This is a genomic window from Actinoplanes sp. NPDC051343 (genome assembly GCF_044455125.1).
Taxonomy (GTDB): Bacteria; Actinomycetota; Actinomycetes; order Mycobacteriales; family Micromonosporaceae; genus Actinoplanes.
In genome coordinates, this window is record NZ_JBITEL010000016.1 from 35,306 (window position 1) to 51,864 (window position 16,559).

General features: G+C 72.2%; 11 protein-coding genes. 3 read left to right on the plus strand and 8 right to left on the minus strand.

What is annotated here, in order from left to right:
• Positions 1–17: 17 nt before the first annotated feature.
• Positions 18–1,034, plus strand: coding sequence for a GGDEF domain-containing protein (locus ACIA5C_RS39960; RefSeq protein ID WP_396064752.1), 1,017 nt, complete (start codon positions 18–20; stop codon positions 1,032–1,034).
• On the opposite strand, the gene ACIA5C_RS39965 is transcribed toward ACIA5C_RS39960, so the two are convergent.
• The 7 genes from ACIA5C_RS39965 to ACIA5C_RS39995 form a co-directional block, all read right to left on the minus strand.
• A complete protein-coding gene (locus ACIA5C_RS39965; protein ID WP_396064754.1) occupies positions 1,009–7,209 on the minus strand; it encodes a hypothetical protein in 6,201 nt (2,066 codons plus the stop codon). The two genes, ACIA5C_RS39960 and ACIA5C_RS39965, sit on opposite strands and share 26 nt — an antisense overlap.
• Positions 7,210–7,991: 782 nt before the next feature.
• Positions 7,992–8,429, minus strand: coding sequence for a hypothetical protein (locus tag ACIA5C_RS39970; protein ID WP_396064756.1), 438 nt, complete (start codon positions 8,427–8,429; stop codon positions 7,992–7,994).
• 107 nt (positions 8,430–8,536) lie between these two features.
• A complete protein-coding gene (locus ACIA5C_RS39975) occupies positions 8,537–9,430 on the minus strand; it encodes a pirin family protein (RefSeq protein WP_396065258.1) in 894 nt (297 codons plus the stop codon).
• 18 nt (positions 9,431–9,448) lie between these two features.
• Complete coding sequence (locus ACIA5C_RS39980; RefSeq protein ID WP_396065260.1) at positions 9,449–9,841, minus strand: pyridoxamine 5'-phosphate oxidase family protein; 393 nt, start codon at positions 9,839–9,841, stop codon at positions 9,449–9,451.
• Positions 9,841–11,253, minus strand: coding sequence for a DUF2252 domain-containing protein (locus tag ACIA5C_RS39985; protein WP_396064759.1), 1,413 nt, complete (start codon positions 11,251–11,253; stop codon positions 9,841–9,843). Before ACIA5C_RS39985 ends, ACIA5C_RS39980 begins: the two co-directional genes overlap by 1 nt.
• 31 nt (positions 11,254–11,284) lie before the next feature.
• Positions 11,285–12,487, minus strand: coding sequence for a DUF1501 domain-containing protein (locus ACIA5C_RS39990; RefSeq protein WP_396064761.1), 1,203 nt, complete (start codon positions 12,485–12,487; stop codon positions 11,285–11,287).
• A gap of 2 nt (positions 12,488–12,489) precedes the next feature.
• Positions 12,490–13,908 (minus strand): DUF1800 domain-containing protein, encoded by a 1,419-nt coding sequence (locus ACIA5C_RS39995; RefSeq protein WP_396064763.1) that lies wholly within the window; start codon positions 13,906–13,908, stop codon positions 12,490–12,492.
• 105 nt (positions 13,909–14,013) lie between these two features.
• Here ACIA5C_RS39995 and ACIA5C_RS40000 point away from each other — a divergent pair, with 105 nt between their 5' ends.
• Positions 14,014–15,057: an ROK family protein gene (locus ACIA5C_RS40000; RefSeq protein WP_396064766.1), complete on the plus strand. Its 1,044-nt coding sequence runs from the start codon at positions 14,014–14,016 to the stop codon at positions 15,055–15,057.
• Between the two features lie 101 nt (positions 15,058–15,158).
• On the opposite strand, the gene ACIA5C_RS40005 is transcribed toward ACIA5C_RS40000, so the two are convergent.
• Positions 15,159–15,491: an STAS domain-containing protein gene (locus tag ACIA5C_RS40005; protein WP_396064769.1), complete on the minus strand. Its 333-nt coding sequence runs from the start codon at positions 15,489–15,491 to the stop codon at positions 15,159–15,161.
• A 101-nt stretch (positions 15,492–15,592) separates the two neighbouring features.
• On the opposite strand from ACIA5C_RS40005, the gene ACIA5C_RS40010 reads away from it, so the two are divergent.
• Positions 15,593–16,057 carry a peroxiredoxin gene (locus ACIA5C_RS40010; RefSeq protein ID WP_396064772.1) on the plus strand — a complete coding sequence of 155 codons (465 nt, stop codon included), beginning with the start codon at positions 15,593–15,595 and terminating at the stop codon, positions 16,055–16,057.
• Positions 16,058–16,559: the final 502 nt, after the last annotated feature.

Genomic DNA, 16,559 nt, shown 5'->3' on the forward strand with positions numbered 1-16,559 from the left:
GACCTAGGAGGGGAACTGTGACGTACCAGCTGCGCGACCAGCACGGCGCGTCCCGAGCCGTCGCGTACCTGATGATGACCGCGTCGCCGTTCATCTTCATCACGTTCCTGCTGGTTCCCGGCCAGCCCGTCTCGCACCTGGTCGCGGTCAGCGTCACGTGCGCGGTGCTGGCGGCCGGCGGCGTCTTCGCCCGGTTCCGGCCCGACCGGATGCCCCGCTGGTCCTGGTTCATCGCCCCGTTCTTCGCGATCATGGTGGTCACCGGCATGAACCTGGTGACCGAGGACGCGAGCACCGGCGCCCAGCTGTTCTACCTGTGGCCGGTGCTCTACTCGGCCAACTTCCTCAGCCGCCGCGTCGTCTACATCACGATGGCCGGCGTCTCGCTCACCGAGGCCTCAGTCGTGTTCCCACTGCTGCCCACGGTCGGTGACGCCGCGTCCGACTGGGTCTCGATGACCGTGGCCATGACCCTGATCGCGATCGTCGTACTCACCCTGCGCGACCGCAGCGACCGGCTGCGGGAGGTGCTGGAGCAGCAGGCCCTGGCCGACGCCCTCACCGGGGTGGCGAACCGCCGGTCGTTCGACGCCGAACTGGCCCGCGGGGTCGCCTGGTCCCGCGCCTCCGGCGAGCCGATCGCCCTGGTCACGATCGACGTCGACCACTTCAAGAGGATCAACGACACCTGGGGCCACGCGGTCGGCGACCAGGCCCTGCAGGCGGTCGCCGCCGCCCTGTCGCAGGTCGCCGGCGACAACGACGTCGTGGCCCGGCTCGGCGGCGACGAGTTCGTGATGCTTCTGCGCACCGGCCATGCGGCCGCCCGCCGCGCCGCCGACGACGTACGCGAGGTGCTGGCCCGGGCGTCATCACTGCCCGGCGGGCCGCCCGGCCTGAGCATCGGCATAGCGGTGTTCCCCGACCACGGTGCCACCCCGGAGGAACTGATGGGTGCCTCCGACGCCGCCCTCTACGAGGCGAAACAGAACGGCCGGGGCCGCACCCTCATAGGGTCGGCTGCTCCGCGGTGACCTCTTCCAGCGCGACCTCCCGCGGGTAGGGCCCCCACCCGTCCCGCAGCACGTGGATGTAGACGGCCTCGAGACACACGCCGATCCGCTCGGCCAGCTCGGTGTCGTCGGACCGCCCCAGCCGCACCGCCCGCGCGAAGTGGTCGAGCGCCTCCATGTACCGCCCCTGATCGAAACAGCACCGCCCGGCGTTCTCGTGCACCACGCTCCGCAGCGGCGCCGGCACCCGGGCGCTGGCCGCCTTCACGAACAGCCGGTCCGCCTCGCCGAAATCCCCCCGGAGCCGCAGCACATGCGCCAGCTCGGCCTGCGCGATCACCATCGACTGCGTGTCCCGCGCCGACTCGGCATGCGCCAGGGCAAGCCGGCTGGCCGCGGCGGCCATCCCGAGCTCCCCGAGCAGCCGGTAGACCTCGGCCCGCACACTCAGCAGCCCCGCTTTGGCCACGTTGTCGGCCTCGTCGGCCAACGGCTCGTCGAGCTTCTCACCGAGCTCGAGCAGCGCGTCCTTGTCGTCGACGACCTCACGCAGGGTGCCACCGTCCAGCCGCCACCGGATCGCCTGCAGGTCGGCCGCGGTCAGCTCCGGCCGAGCTTTCTCCTCCGGCGCCTTCGGCGCCTCTTCCGCCTTTTCCGTACGCGGCTCCGCCCCGCCCGACAGCCCGGTCACGTCGAGGTCGACAACCACCGGGTCGTCGCCATCCCGGTGCGCGGGGGTGCCGTCGGGGCCCTCTTCCTTGGCCCCGAACCACAAACTCCCGAACTCGGAATCCGCCTGCCGGGGCGCGGTGTCCGGCCCGGAGACCGCCAGCCGCCCGATCGGCTTCAGGTTGTGCAGAACCCCGTGCGCATCCATGTAGGGCGCCGCGTGCGCCCCCACCCGCGGCGCCGCATCGGCCTCATGCCGCGCCTCGTCCGCGCCCGGCCCGGTCCCGTCCCCGAGATGCTGCGGCCGCCGCTCACCGGCCGTCCCGGCCTCGCCGCTCCGGCCATCGCGCGCCGCGTCACCCGTGGCCGCCGCCGCCTCACCACCACTGCTGATCGCCGGCTGGGCCTGCGGCGTGCTGCTCGGCGTCGGTTGAGCGTGCGCGGGGTCGGTCGGCGCCGGCTGGGCGGGGGCGGCGTTGCCTGGCGTTGGTTGAGCTTGCGCGGTGTCGGTTGGCGCGGGCTGTGCGTGAGCGGCGCCGCTCGGCGCTGGCTGGGCGTGCGAAGCGTTGCTTGGCGTCGGCTGGCTGTGTGTTGTCGTGATCGGCGTCGGCTGGGGGTGAGCGGCGTTGCTCGGCGCCGTCGGCTGGCTTGGTGTGGTATTGGTCGGCGTCGGCTGAGCCTGGCCGGTGCCACCCGTCGCCCGTCGTGAGCCGGGCGAAACGATCGGAAGCGTGTCGCCCAGCGACATCGGCCGACCGGCCGCCGCACCCGGACCGCGCCCCTGCCAGCCGTCCCCGCCGCCGTCCGCGGTGCTCGCGCCCGCTTCCGGCCGCTGCGCGCCGTCGAGCGGCAGGATCGGCAACTCGGCCCCGTCCGGCGATGCCGTGCCCGGCCCGCCGGCGACACCTTGCTGCCACGCCGCAGCGCCCACCTGACCAGCACTCGGGCCGGCACCAGGCTGCCCACCGCCGGCGGACGGTGAGATCGGCTGCGCGGCGCTCGACTGACCGGCAACCTGCTTCCACGCACCGGTAGTCGGCGAACCCGGCCCCGCAGGACCCGCCTGGCCGCCTGTCGCCGGCTTGCTGACCTCGGCCGGAGCCGCCTGATTCTGCGCCGCAGGTCCTGCCTTCGGGCCCGGGCCTTCGGCGGCCGCGTCCTTCTGAGCCGCCCAACCGCTTCCGCCGGTAGGCGTACCCGCATAACCACCACCGGCCCGCGGCCCCCAGGCCTGCTGCGCCGGCGGCCAGGCAGCGTCCGCCTCCGCCGAGCGCGTGGGCTCGGCCACCGGCGAAACGTGACCAGGCGCCTGATGCGCACCCGGCTCCGCCCGGCCCACCGACCCGAGGTCACCCGACTGCCGCCGCGGCGCGATCGGCCACTCCCCGGTCGGCAGCGCATGCGCCCCACGCGGCGCCGCGTCCACGCCCCGCGACTCAACCACCGGTGCCGGGGCAGCCGGATTGCTCGGTCGTCCGTCCGAAGGCGCCGTGATGCCCACGCGGGGTTCATCCTTGGGCACCGACGGACGACCGCCGGCGACCGTAACCTCAGCCGGGTCCGTGCCATCCACCGACGGGCCGGCCCGGCGAACGTTGGCCGCCGTGATCTCGTTCGGATCCACCACGGGCGCCTGCCCGTCGCGCGGAGCCGGGACAACGGGCCGGACCTCGGCCGCCGGGAAGGCAGCAGCGGCCCCTCCGCGCACCGGAACGTCACCGCCGGTCCGCCCACCGTCCGGCACCGCCGGCCGGTCGGCACCCGGCGCACCCTCCCGGGGAACCGGCACCGCAGCATGCCCGGCGACCGCGGGCGAGGCAGGGTTCCCGTCCACCGGAACCGGCACCCCGGCGGTCGTCCGCCCCTCACCCGGCGCGGGCGAAATGGGCCGGCTCAGCCCAGAGATCGGCACCGCAGCCGGCGGCGCGTCGTCCGGAACCATCGACCAGGGCCCGCCGTCCTGCGACAGCGTGACGTGAGCCGTCCGCGGACTACGCCGCGACCGCGTCCCCTCACCCGACCCGGCGAAGCTTCCGCTCTCTCCCGGCGCAGGCATGGGTCGTTGGCCGGGCCTTGCGAAGCTTCCGCTTTCGCCAGGTGCGGGCGTGGGTCGTTGGCCGGGTGCGGGGAAGGTTCCGCTCTCTCCAGGTGCGGGCGTGGGTCGACGGTCCATGCCGGCCTGGGCGTCGGAAACCGAGCCGGGAACGACCTGGCGCCCGGTCGGCGCCCAGGCCGGTTGGCCCGGCTGAACCGGATAGCCCGGCGAACTCTGACCTGCCGGGGCCTGTCCCGCCTGATCCGGCTGGGCGAAGGCGGCCGGATACGCGGTCTGCCCAGGCTGACCGGTCTGGCGGGGATGCTGCGGGTAGCTGGATGGTGCGTCGGGGTAGGACGGCTGACCCGTCGACGCAGCGTGACCGGCTTGCCCTGGTTGGTTCGGATTTCCTGGCTGAGCCGGGTAACCGCTCGGTGCCTCGGTTCCGGGCTGCGCCGGGCGATCGCGGCGACCCGGGACATTTCGGCTGTCCGGCTGCCCGGCAGGAATCGGCTGCCCGGGCAAGTCGGCTTGGCCAGGCTGCGTGGGATATCCGGGCTGCCCGGCTGAAGTGTGCCGACCCGGGTGGCGAACCTGGGCGGCGTGGCCAGGCTGCGCCGGAGAGCCATTTTGTCCCGGCTGGCCCGGGTATCCGGTCTGAGTCGGGCGGCCGACGTGCCCCGCCTGGCCCGAGTAGGTGGGCTGACCTGTCTGGCTCGCTTGGCCTTGCTGAGACGGGTAGGCGGGCCGTTCCGCAGGCGCCGGCCGGGTCGGATAACCAGGCTGTTGGCCAGGCTGGTTCGGATGCCCGGGCTGACCTGTCTGGGCGGGTTGGTCCGCTCGGCCGGTCTGACCTGTCTGGCCAGGCTGAGATGGGTGTCCCGGCTGCCCGGCCTGAGCTGGGTTGCCGGGTTGTGTCGCTTGGCCTGGCTGGCTGGGGTGGCCGGATTGTGCCGCCTGGCTGGGCTGGTTCGAATAGCCGGGTTGCGCCGCCTGGCCCGGCGGGGTGGGGCGGACAGCTGGTGTCGCCTGGCCTGGCTGGTTCGGGTAGCCGTATTGCCCCGCCTGGCCTGACTGGGCCGAGAAGCCCGGCTGGGCTCCTTGGCTTGGCTGGGTCGGGTAGCCGGGCTGGGCTCCTTGGCTCGGCTGGGTCGGGTAGCCGGGCGCCCCCGCCTGCATGGGCTGGGCGGGATAGCCGGGCTGCGCCGCCTGGGCGGGCTGACCTGTCCGGGTGGGCTGAGTGGGGTAGCCCTGTGGCTGAGCCGATCCTGGCTGTGGCCCGCGAGGCTCGGCGCCGGCGCCCGGGCGGGTGGCGGTCTGCCCGGGGACCGTGGCCGCCGGGCCGGGGCGCGCAGTTGGACTGCCGGCCTGGTCGGGGGTTGTGACGGCAGCCGCCGGTTGGGTGCTGGCGGGGGTGGCGCCGGCCGGGACCTGGGGTGGGGTGGCTGCCTGGGCCGCCGGAGCTGGCGGGGTGGTGCCCACGATGCGGGGGACGTCGGCGGGTTCGGCTTTTTTGACGACGCGGGGCTGTGGGGGCGGGGCCGCCTTGCTGATTACGCGGGGCTGGGTCGGCGGGGTTGCCTTGGCGACTACGCGCGGGCCGTCTTCGTCGGGGGCCGGGCCGCGACCGGTGCGCTCCTCGTCCGGGCTGGAGTTGTCGGGCGGCGACCACTGCTGGTCGGTGCTGACCCAGCGGCCGTCGACCCACTCGCCGTCGGCCGGCGCCCACGGTGAGTCGTCGGCCGGCGCATCCTGCGGGCGGTCGCCGTCCGCGGACCACTGCTGGTCGCTGGGCTCCGACCGGCCGTCGGTCTGGGCCCACTCGCCGGTGGTGGCGCTGGCCCAGGTGGTGCCGCTGCCGTCGACCGGCTGGAAGTCGAGGTCGTAATCCGGTACGCGGGCGCGCCCCTCGGCGACCTGGCCGTGCGGGTCCGGAGCCCACGCCTCCGACGGGGCCTCCGGCTGCTGCCCGGCTGCCTGCTCCGGGGTTGGCTGCTCGCCCTTCTTGCCCCGGCCGAACCGCAGCCACCCGCGCTTCTCGCCCGGCTTGGGATGTTTGTCGCCCTTCGCGCCGGGGTCGGCGGGGTGGCTTTCCTCCGGCCGAACGCCCTGACCTCCGGGCTGCTGCGCGACCCGAGCAGCCTGCTCGCCGGGCCGCGGCGGCCAAGCATTCGAGTCGCCGGGTTGCACCGGCCGGACGTTCCGGTCGCCGGGTTGCACGGGCCGGACGTTCCGGTCGCCGGGTTGCACGGGCCGGACGTTCGGGTCGGTGGGCTGCACCGGACGGGCGTTGGGGTCGGTGGGCGGCTGTGCCACCCGCGCGGCCTGGTCACCGGGCCGCGAGGGACGGTCGGCGGGCTGCTGGGGCCGGGCGCGTCCGACGTCGGGGCGACCGTTCGCGGTTCCGGGCTGCGGCGGCACCGCACCCGGACGCCCTCGAAGATCTCCCGGATCGCCGGGCCGCGCCGCACGGCGCTCGTCGACCCGGGCGACCTGGTCTTCCGGCCGGCCACGACGGTCGCCCGCCCGCTCGTCGGTCCGGGCGACGCGCTCGTCGGGCCGCCCGCGCCGGTCGTCGGGACGGCGAGTCTGGCCAGGCAGGCCGGGATCCCCACTGGTCCGGCGACCGCGCCGCTCGTCGACCCGCGCGATCCGCTCATCCGACCCGCGCCGCTCGTCGCGGCCGCGGCCTTCGTCGACCCGGTCGGCGTCCGGGCGACGGCGTTCATCAACCCGGTCGGCGTCCGCGCGACGGCGTTCGTCGACCCGGTCAGTGTCCGGGCGGCGTTCGTCCGGCCGTCCGGTCTTGCCGCGGCGTTCGTCGATGCGGGCCACTCGCTCGTCGGGACGGCGCTCCCGGCGCCCGTCCGGAGCCGGCCCGCGACGCGAATCGTCCTCCGGCGACCAGTCGTAGTCGTACTCGGCCACCCGGGGCCGCTGCCGGTGCGGCGGATCGTCCGAGGGCGGCGCGGGCCGGGACGGCCGGCGCGGCGGCCCGGACGCCGCCGCCGCTTCCTCTTCGCTCGACCACACCGTCCCGGTGCGGCCGTGCCCGTACGCCTTCAGATCGCGATGGTCGTAAGGCTGGTCGATGTCGTCGTCGTAGTCGGAGAACTCCGCGTACGGGTCGTCCTTCTGCCGGGGTCCCGAGATCGGGAATTCGGGGGCGTCGAAGTCGGCCCCGAGTTCGGGCCGGTTGAAGTCGACGTCGTCGTAGGCGTCGCCGGCCAGGTTGGGCCGGGACGTGTCGATCGGTACGAAGTCGGGGTCGTCGAGCCAGCTGGGCCGCTGCGCGTCGAACGTGGCCCGCTTGACCCGCCGGGCCGCGAGTTCGTCGACCGGTTCTTCTTCGTCGTCGCGGCGCCGGGTCGGGATGACCGGGTCGGGTGCCGTCCGCCGGTCGTACTTCTTTTCCTGGACGACGGCGGCGTTGGGAACCAGGGAGTACTGGTCGTATTCGTCGTCCCAGTATTCGTCGTCCTCGAAGCTCATGCGGCGACCCCGCGGCCGGGTGCGCGGCCGTCCGGTGAGTCCGTCTGCCGCATCGTGCCCCCGTCCTTCAGCGAGCAGGCCTTTCCACCGCGCCGACAGCGATGGATGTGGAAGGTTAACCACGTATTTGCACACCGCGCCACCACCTCGGATGGGCGCGTCACCCGGCCCTGTAGCGGCGTCGTGACGCAGGGTCGGTCGCGGTGCCGTACGGGGCCGGGTGTTTCCTCGCCGGAGAGTACGCACGGGGCCCGCGAGCAGTTCAAACGAGTGCCGGGCGAAAACCGCGGCAGTCCGATCGTGACCGCCGGTGAGATCGCGGAATTAAGCAATTCTTAAACCCGTATTGAGGATCCCCACGGACACGGAAGAGGGACGGGAGGGGTGGCGAAGACCACTCTCCGTATCTACGGATCAAGGACCCTGGCGGTGTCACCGTGGAAAACGCCCGGGACAACGTGGTCCTGGGTCTTCAGAGGACGAACCGAAGATGACGACACCGAGTGAAAGGAGCGGATCATGCCGCGCCTCGAGATCGGCGCCGTACGCGCCACCTGGCGGGCGGCCCTGCGCCGCATCGACGACTGGACGCTGGAGACCCTGAACGCCCCGGCCGGCGGCCGCCGCCCACGTTTGTAAGCGGCCGCCCCCGCGCCGGCAACCCCGGGGACGCTCACGCCGATGTGCCCCCCATGACGGCGTGAGGTCAGTTAAACGCGCGGGAGTGCCGGGCAAGGAACGGCGGTGGGAGTGCACTCCCGCCGCCGTTTTCTATGGAAAGCTCAGAGCCGCCCGTCCGAAGTGAACGGACCGACCTTCGCCGGCAGCACCAGGCCGCTCGCGGACAGCGCGTTCAGCAGTTCCAGCAGCTCCGAGCGGGTCAGCGCGCCGGGCATCTCCGGTTCCCGGTGCGGCACGCCGAGCGCCCGCGCCGCCTCGATCGCCCGCACCCCGATCGCCGCCTCGACGGCCCACAACCGGTGTGCCCGCATCGCCAGGTGGGCCGACGCGACCAGTTCTCCGTGCAGGCGCAGCAGGCGCCTCAGATCGGCTGCCAGCTGCTGGATCGGCGGGCCGAGCGGTTGCGGCGGGGCCGGGCGCAGGTGGCTCCATTTTTCGACCACCACCGCGCACCATTTCGGTGCATAGATCACGACCGCGCCGAGCAGGGTGGGCGTGGCTACGATCAGAGCAAGTTTGCCGACATCGAAGGCGTTCACGACGGACTCCCAGGTGACGACCGCGATGATGGCCGCCTACCTCCGAGACTCCGCCGGGCGCGGCGGCCCGTCAAGCCAGCGACAAGATCAACCGGACCGGAAGTCCGTCAACGTACCCGTCCACGAGAGACCAACCTGGTCAGCGGCATCCGCGGCGCCGGCATCCGGGGCCCGTCGTAGTGGGGCACGGAACCGAACCGCGGTGTCTGCGACTCCCAGTCGAGCCGCATCTGGACGATCTCGTCGTGCTCGCGGCCGACGAAGTTCCACCACATGACCAGCCGTTCCTCGAACGGTTCCCCGCCGAGCAGCAGCAACCGGGCCGGCGAGGCGGTGGACAGGCGCAACGAAGTACGGTCCGATCCCAGGTAGAGCAGTGGGCCCGGCTTCACGGCGGTGTCCTCGACGACCGGGGCTCCTTCGAGCGCCAGCACGGCGTACTCGAAATCGGGCCGCAAGGGCAACGAAGCCGCCGCGTTCGCACGCAGCGTGAGCTCCGCCCCGACCAGGGGGGTGTGGCAGGCCGCCGGCGAGACCACACCGCCCACGTCTCCGATCAGGACGGTGGCGGCAAGGCCGCCGTCGGCGAACACCGGAAGATCGGCGTGGTGGGCGAAGGCCGGTGCCATGTCACGGTCGGCGTGGGGCAGGGCAACCCACAGCTGTACGCCGTGCAGCAGGCGCGAGTGGGTTTCGGGCGTCACCTCGGCGTGCGAGATGCCACGCCCCGCGGTCATCAGGTTGAGTTGTCCCGGCCGGATCTCCTGCACGTTGCCGAGGCTGTCGCGGTGCAGCACCTCGCCGGCGACGAGCCAGGTGACCGTCTGCAGGCCGGTGTGCGGGTGCGGACCGACGCGCATGCCACCCGTCCGGTCGAGGTCGTGCGGCCCGTACGCGTCGAGGAAGCACCACGCCCCGACCGTCCGCCGCTGCTTGCCGGGCAGCGTGCGCGTCACTTCGAAGCCCCGCGGCCCGCCCAGCGCGACCGGCGCGCCCTCCATGAACTCCACGGCTCGACGTTATCGGAAGACGGTCGATCCGAGGACCTTCGTTATCGACACCTCGATGACGACCCGCTCGGGGTTGACCCGGGGCTGCCGGTAACGGGCCGCGTAGCGGCGCACCGCCTCCTCGACCGCGTCGGGCGCGGAACGGACCTGGGCCTTCCCCTCGACGGTGATCCACCGCGCGCCGTCGACCTGGCAGATCGCGACCCGGTCGAGCCCGGCCGCCACGTGCCGCACGTGGGCCGACCCCCGCGACGAGATCACCCGCACCAGCCCGGCCGGCACGTCGAGCGTCGCACCGACCGGCACCACGTGCGGCGAGCCGTCCTTGCGCAGGGTGGTCAGCGTGCACAGGTGCCGTTCGGTCCAGAAGTCCAGCACCGGCGGCGACTCCAACGAGATCATCACGCGGCCTCCGCCGGCAGCAGTCCGCGGCCGACCGCGGCAACGAGGCGGGCATGGTCGGACTCGACCTGGTCGGCGTACGCCCGGGCGAACCGGCAGAGCACGTCGTCGAGCTTGTCGCTGCTCCCGATGTACCCCGCGATCATGGAGGCGCCGCTGGTGCGGGCGTGCGACTTGGCCAGCAGGTAGCCGCACACCCCGGCGTAGTCGGCGAGCGCACCCGCGCTGATCCCTTCGACGACGATCGCCCCCTTCATGTCACGGAACTGCCGCACGTAGTACTGGTGCTGCCCGACCGTGGTCCAGCCGAGCAGCGGGTCGCTGACCGTCTGCAACGCCTGCTGATATTCCACTACGCGCTGCCCCTGGTGCCGGTGCCAGGCCCGGTCGCCGTGCTGGTGCCGCGCGATGACCGACCGGCGGGCCTGCTTGAGCTGCAGGAACACCACGTCGTCGGTGCTGCTGCCCTCGCACAGCGCCACGTACGCCCGCAGGCCCACCGACCCGACCCCGACCACCTTGTGCGCGATGTCGACGATCCGGTAGCCGGCCAGGATGCGCGCCCAGTGCGGCGGCAGCGTGTTGAGGTAGCCGTCCAGGCCCGCTTCGAGCGCGTCCCGGTCGCCGTCGGTCGGCCGGGTGATCAGCGGCGGCTCCTCGACCAGGCGGGCGGTGCCGTCGCGCCGCTCGGTGAAACGGGGGAGCGCGCGGTCGCTGGTCCGCCGGCGCGCCCGCCGGGCCGCCCGTTCGATCTCGTCCCGGAAGCTGTGTTTGGTCGCCGCCGAGCGCAGCCGTTCGACGTCGAGCCGTTCGAACGAGCGGGCCAGCAGCGGCTGCTCGGCCAGCGTGAGCATCGCGTCGCGGTACTGGGCGATGCAGTGCTGCACCGCCTCGCCGCACGCGCCCTCGCGGAACCCGTTCTGCCGGCCGGCCACGTAGACGCTGACCGCGAGCCGGCGCAGATCCCATTCCCAGGCACCGGGGTGGGACTCGTCGAAGTCGTTGAGGTCGAAGACGAGTTCGCGCTCCGGCGAGGCGTAGAAGCCGAAGTTGCCGAGGTGGGCGTCGCCGCAGATCACCGGGGTGATGCCGGTGGCCGGGAGCCGGGCGAAGTCGTCGGCCATGATGTTGGCCGAGCCGCGCAGGAACGCGTACGGGGAGGAGATCATGCGGCCGATCCGGATCGGGATCAGCCAGGGCTGGCGGCCCACGTTCTGGTCGATGACCTGTTCGACCGGGTCGGGCCGGCCGTCCGGCGGGTTCCAGAACGCCATGTCGGTGCGGTGCGAGCGTTCGCGCAGGGAACGGCCGATCTCGTAACGCTGTTTGCGCGGGCGGGCCTGGCGCCGCAGCGAGGTGAAGCCGCCGTCGGCGCCGCTGTCGAGCACGACGTGCCCGTTGGCTGGTTCCATCGGCCCTCAGACTACGGGCATTTCCTCCACATCAACGGGCCGTCACCAGCCCGAAGGACGACGGGCTGACGGACGGGAACACGCCGGACAGCGAGCCGAGACCGCACCGCTTCTGCAGGATCTCCCCGATCACCGACCGGTAGTCGCTGGTCGCCGCCAGATCGCCGTCGGAAAGGGCACCCGGGGCGAGGGTGGGCCACTTGGTGTAGACCTTGCCGCCGCGTACGCCCCCGCCCAGCACCAGCATCGCGTTGCCGTGCCCGTGGTCGGCGCCGTGGGAGGCGTTCTCGCCGACCCGGCGCCCGAATTCGCTGACCGTGACCAGCGTGACGTTCTTCATCGTGGCGCCGAGGTCGGCGGCGAACGCGGCCAGCGCGAGCGAAAGGTCGGTGAGGTTGTCGTACATCCGCTGACCTTTGACCGCGTTGCCGAGGCTGTCGTGCATGTCCCAGTCGCCGCAGTCGACCGCGGCGGTGACCAGGCCGGCCTTCGCCTTGATCAGCCGGGCGACGTCGCGGAGGGCGGCACCGAGGTCGGTTGCCGGATATGTCCCCTTCGCGGCGGCGGGCAGCCCGGCCGTCGCGGCGAGGGCCCGGTCGGCGGCCTGAGCCGGGCCGGCCAGCAGCGGGGGCGCATCGGCGTACATGGCGCGCAACGCCGCGGCGATCGGCTTCTTCGAAGCGCCCGCCAGCTCGAAGGAGTCGATCGACTCCATCGAGACGCCGCTGCCCAGCACCCGGGCCGGCATGGCATGACCCAGCGAAACCCCGGCCAGCGGACCGTGCGAACCCGAGCTGCCGAGCATCCGGTCCAGCCAGCCGCTCCGGATCGAGGTGCCCGGCGCGGCGTTCTCCATCGCCTCCATCGCGGCGAAATGCGAGCGGGTCGGGTTCGGCTGGCCGACCGCGTGCACGGCCGCCAGCTGCCCGCCCTTCCAGAGGCCGAGCAGCGGGGCCAGCGCCGGGTGCAGCCCGAACGTGCCGTCGCCGGCGATGACCTGGCTCTTCGGCACCCCGATCGAGGGCCGCGCCCGGTAGTAGTCCGGGTCGCCGATCGGCACGATAGCCGACAGGCCGTCGAAGCCGCCGCGCAGCGACAGCAGCACGAGTGTGTCACCGGCGTAGGCCGGGTCGGCGGCGTACGCCAGCTGGGTCGACACCGTCGAGGCGGCCACCCCGGCCCCGATGGCCGCGCAGGTGCCCAGCAGCCGGCGACGGGAGATGTTCTCGGTCATGATCACCTCAGCTGGAAGGTCGGCGAGTTGAGGACCATCGCGATCAGGTACGGCGCGGCACCGTCCAGCGACTTGTCCACCGGACTGGTCGGCAGCTTCCCGGCAACGCTGAGCGCGGCGGCGGTCTGCGCCGCCGGCAGCCGGGTGCCGGTCAGGCGTACGGCGAGCGCGTCGACCAGCGCACCGAACGTGGCCGGCGGGACCGGAACGAGCGACTTGAGCAGATTGGCGGGACGGGTGAGCTGGCTGGGGTACCAGCCGGCGGCCAGGTTGAGGTGCAGGTTGCACTTCATCAGGAAGGCCGACGGCGACGCCCAGGCGGCGGCCACGTCCGGGTAGCCGTTGGGCGGGCTCCACCGGTACGGGGCGTTCCCGGCGTCGACCAGCTCGTTGTAGAGCGCGTCCAGCGCCTTGATCCCGTCGCGTTCGGGCCCGAGACCGAGCGCGCGGATCGACGCGGCCACGTCCTCGAGCGGCGTACGCATCTTCTGCCCGGCCGACGCGGCGAACTCGGGCGAGGTGAACAGCGCGCGCAGCACCGGCGTGATCGCGGTGTCGTTGTCCAGGTACACCTTGGCCAGCTTGGCGACCAGCGAGGCCGGGGCGTCGTCGGCGACGAACCGCACACACAGCTTGGTGGCGATCCGCTGGGCGGTCGCCGGGTGGTGGGTCAGGTACGCGAAGAACGAGTCCGGGTCGTTGCCGGTGAACCCGAGGATCTTGACGGTGTCCTTCCTGGCGGTGTCGGTGCCCAGTCCTTCGGTGCCCAGTCCGACCAGCAGCCGGGCCGCCGCGGCGACGTCGGCCTCGGAGTAGATCAGGCCGACCGTGTGCAGCTCCATCAGCTCGCGGGCGTAGTTCTCGTTCGGGTGCGCCCTGGTCGACGACCGGTTGTCCAGGTAGGTCAGCATCGCCGGGTGCCTGGCCGACGCCTTCAGCATTTCTGAAAACTTCCCGAAGGCGTACTTGCGGATCACCTGGGTCTCGTAGTCGCACCGGCTGTCCCAGACGCCGCTCGACGGCGCCGAGATGTGCAGGTGGTTGGCCCAGAACATCGCGGTCGTCTCGAACAGCTGCCGGTTGCTCCACACCGCGCGGGCGATCGCGGCCCGCCCGAGCTGACCGAACGCGGCGTACGAGTGCAACGGCAGCGAGGCGCGGACCTTGGCGATCGAGGCGCCGGCCAGCGGCAGCCGGGCCAGCAGCCGGTCGCACGCGGTGTCGTCGATCCGGGCCGGGTCGAGCTGGCGGTCGAGCCACCCGGCGACGCCGAACTTCTTCGCCTCGGCCAGCGCCGCCGGCGTCGGGCCGTAGGTGGCCCGGCGCAGCAGGTGGGCGACGGGGTCGGCGTCGATTTTCACGGCGGCCTTCGCGGACCCGTCGAGAAGGGCGCCGCCGATGAGCGTTCGTCGACTCGTCATGCCCATCCGTTCGACGGGTTCCCGCCACCGAGTCACGGCTGCAACCGTGGCTAACGGAGCTGCAATCGTCGCGCACCCGGGGGCGTCGGACGTACGCTCACCGGTGTGGATCAGGCAGAGAAGGTACGCACCCCCGCGTCCTGGGTCGTCGTAGGGCTCGACAACGGCGGCACCTGCAACAACGCGACCGTGCTGGACGCGACAGGCCGTTTCCTCGTCGATCACCTGGTGGAAAACCCGAGCCTGGTGACCGAGGGACCCCAGGCGGCGGTCGAGGCACTGGCCGAGGCGTTCGACAACATCCTGACGCTGACCAGGACCCCGCTGACGCTGGTGCGCGCGGTCGGCCTGGACACGCCCGGCCCGGCCAGCGCGACCGGGGTGATCTCGTCCAAGGGATCGACCAACTTCAGCCAGGCCGCCTGGCACGGCTTCGACATCCGGGGCGCGCTGGAGCGGCGCATCGGCCTGCCGGTGCTCTACCAGAACGACGCCAACGCGGCCGCGCTCTACGCGCATCACCGCCACTTCGGCGACGCCGCGATGAGCACCTCGTCGATCTCGGCGATCGTCGGCACCGGCATGGGCGGCGGCGTGGTCGTCACCGGCAAGGTGGTCAGCGGCGCGGCCGGCATGGCGGGCGAACTCGGGCACGTGCAGATCCCGCTGCACGACGTGCTCGAACCGGACCAGCCGCTCCCGATGTGCAACTGCGGTTTCGGCGGCGACGTCGAGAGCGTGGCCTCGCTGACCGGCATCAAGAACAACCTGTTGCCGTACTGGTTGAAGAGGTTCCCCGACCACCCGCTGGCGGCCGAGCCGATCGGCCGGGCGGCCAAGCTGCTGCGCGGGTACGGCGAGCAGAAGGACCCGCTGGCCCTGGCCGTGTTCGAGCAGCAGGCGAAGGCGATCGGCAAGCTGTTCACCATCGCCGCCAACTTCACCGACCCGGAGGCATACTTCCTGGGCGGCGGCGTGGTGGAGGCCCAGCCGACGTTCCGGCAGTGGTTCCTCAACACGGTCAAGGAAAACACCGGCCTGCGCCGCGAACAGCGCGAGGTGGCAACCTTCGCGGTGGTGGCCGACCTCGACATGGCCGGCGCCCGAGGCGCCGCGGTGGCCGCGCTGGAAGAGATCCAGGACCGCTGACTTTCAACCCTTTTTTCGTACGGCGGGTCGCGGTCCCGCCGTTCGGCGCGCGCTCCCCGCGTACGCCCGGAGCCGTCCCGCGCTCGCCGGGCACCCGGAATTCAGTCCTGGAGTGCGGTTTCGACGTCGGGGAAAAGCGCAAGATAGTCGGTGAGCCCGAGCGTCTCGAAGAGCCGGCGCAGAAACCCGGACGGCGCGGCCAGGCGCACCCACCCGCCCCGGTCCATGGCCCGGCCGTGCGCGGTGACCAGCACACCCACCCCCATGGAGTCGCAGAAGTCGAGCCCGGAGACGTCGACCACGACGCGCGGCGCGGCCCTCTCGACCAGCCGGCTGAGGTTCGCTTTCAACGAGGCGGCGGTGTCGATGTCGAGGGATCCGCGCAGCACCAGCACGGCCGTGTTCGGCGGGTGGTGTGCAACCGAAACCTGCATGGCGGTGTCGCTCTTTCGGGGGGTAGATCGGTGGAGATGACTAGCCTATGGGAGACCCGCCCCACTGGCCGAATCCACCAACCCGGCAGTAACTTGATCACATGGCCTACGGCAGCGGCGACGTAGTCGACGACTTCGAACTCCTCGACCAGGACGGCACCCCCCGCCGCCTGACCACGATGCTGGCCGACGGCCCGATAGCGCTCTTCTTCTACCCGGCGGCGATGACCCGGGGCTGCACGATGGAGGCCTGCAACTTCCGCGACCTGGCTGCGGAGTTCCGCGAGGCGGGCGCCCAGCGGGTAGGCATCAGCGGAGACACCCCCCAGAAGCAGAAACAGTTCGCCGAGGCCAACGGCCTCGACTACCTTTTGCTCAGCGACCCGGGCAACCAGGTAGGAATCCGCTTCGGCATCAAGCGAAAGCTGGCCCCGGCCGCCCTGAGCCTGAAGCGCCTCACCTATGTGATCGACACGAACCGCCACATCCTGGACGTCATCCACGCCGAGCTCAACATGAACGAGCACGCGGCGCGAGCCCTCCAGGTCCTGACCACCCGCCCCTGACCCACCCAGTGCGGCCCGCGCCCAGCCTCCGCCCTTCTAAGGGCCCCCTGGCTAGCTCTCGCCCCCGTCACGGTTGCCTCCTTCACCCCGCGCTCAGTGGCCGAGGCCGCTGAATTCCACGCGCCTAGCCTTTATGCCGCTTGGCCGCTTGGCCGCTTGGCCGCCCAAGGATAGATTGCCGAATTTGGCATGATCGAATGCTGATGAAGCCGCTAGATCCTGCGAAAGAATTATCTCGTGCGGCAGCTACAGCTATTCACCACAGCGCAATTGGCCCCAATGCGGGACCGCACCGCGTCACGCAATTATTCGCCCGACCGAGACGAATTCCGCAGCACGCATGAGCGCCACCGCGCCTGGGGCCTCGAACGCCGCTACGCCGAGAAACGCCGCCGCCTCCAGGCCGCCGCCGACCCCCGACCGACGGCAGCCGCGCCCAGCCAAGCCTCCGACCCGTCACCGACCTGCGAACCACCGGCTCCCGAAATGTCGGCGCTGCCAG

Excerpts from the sequence above, each read along its gene's own strand:
- ACIA5C_RS39990 (WP_396064761.1), bottom strand. The coding sequence starts at position 12,487 with ATGACCGAGAACATCTCCCGTCGCCGGCTGCTGGGCACCTGCGCGGCC.
- ACIA5C_RS40010 (WP_396064772.1), top strand. The coding sequence starts at position 15,593 with ATGGCCTACGGCAGCGGCGACGTAGTCGACGACTTCGAACTCCTCGAC.
- ACIA5C_RS39980 (WP_396065260.1), bottom strand. The coding sequence starts at position 9,841 with ATGATCTCGTTGGAGTCGCCGCCGGTGCTGGACTTCTGGACCGAACGG.
- ACIA5C_RS39965 (WP_396064754.1), bottom strand. The coding sequence starts at position 7,209 with ATGAGCTTCGAGGACGACGAATACTGGGACGACGAATACGACCAGTAC.
- ACIA5C_RS39975 (WP_396065258.1), bottom strand. The coding sequence starts at position 9,430 with ATGGAGGGCGCGCCGGTCGCGCTGGGCGGGCCGCGGGGCTTCGAAGTG.
- ACIA5C_RS39995 (WP_396064763.1), bottom strand. The coding sequence starts at position 13,908 with ATGACGAGTCGACGAACGCTCATCGGCGGCGCCCTTCTCGACGGGTCC.
- ACIA5C_RS39985 (WP_396064759.1), bottom strand. The coding sequence starts at position 11,253 with ATGGAACCAGCCAACGGGCACGTCGTGCTCGACAGCGGCGCCGACGGC.
- ACIA5C_RS40005 (WP_396064769.1), bottom strand. The coding sequence starts at position 15,491 with ATGCAGGTTTCGGTTGCACACCACCCGCCGAACACGGCCGTGCTGGTG.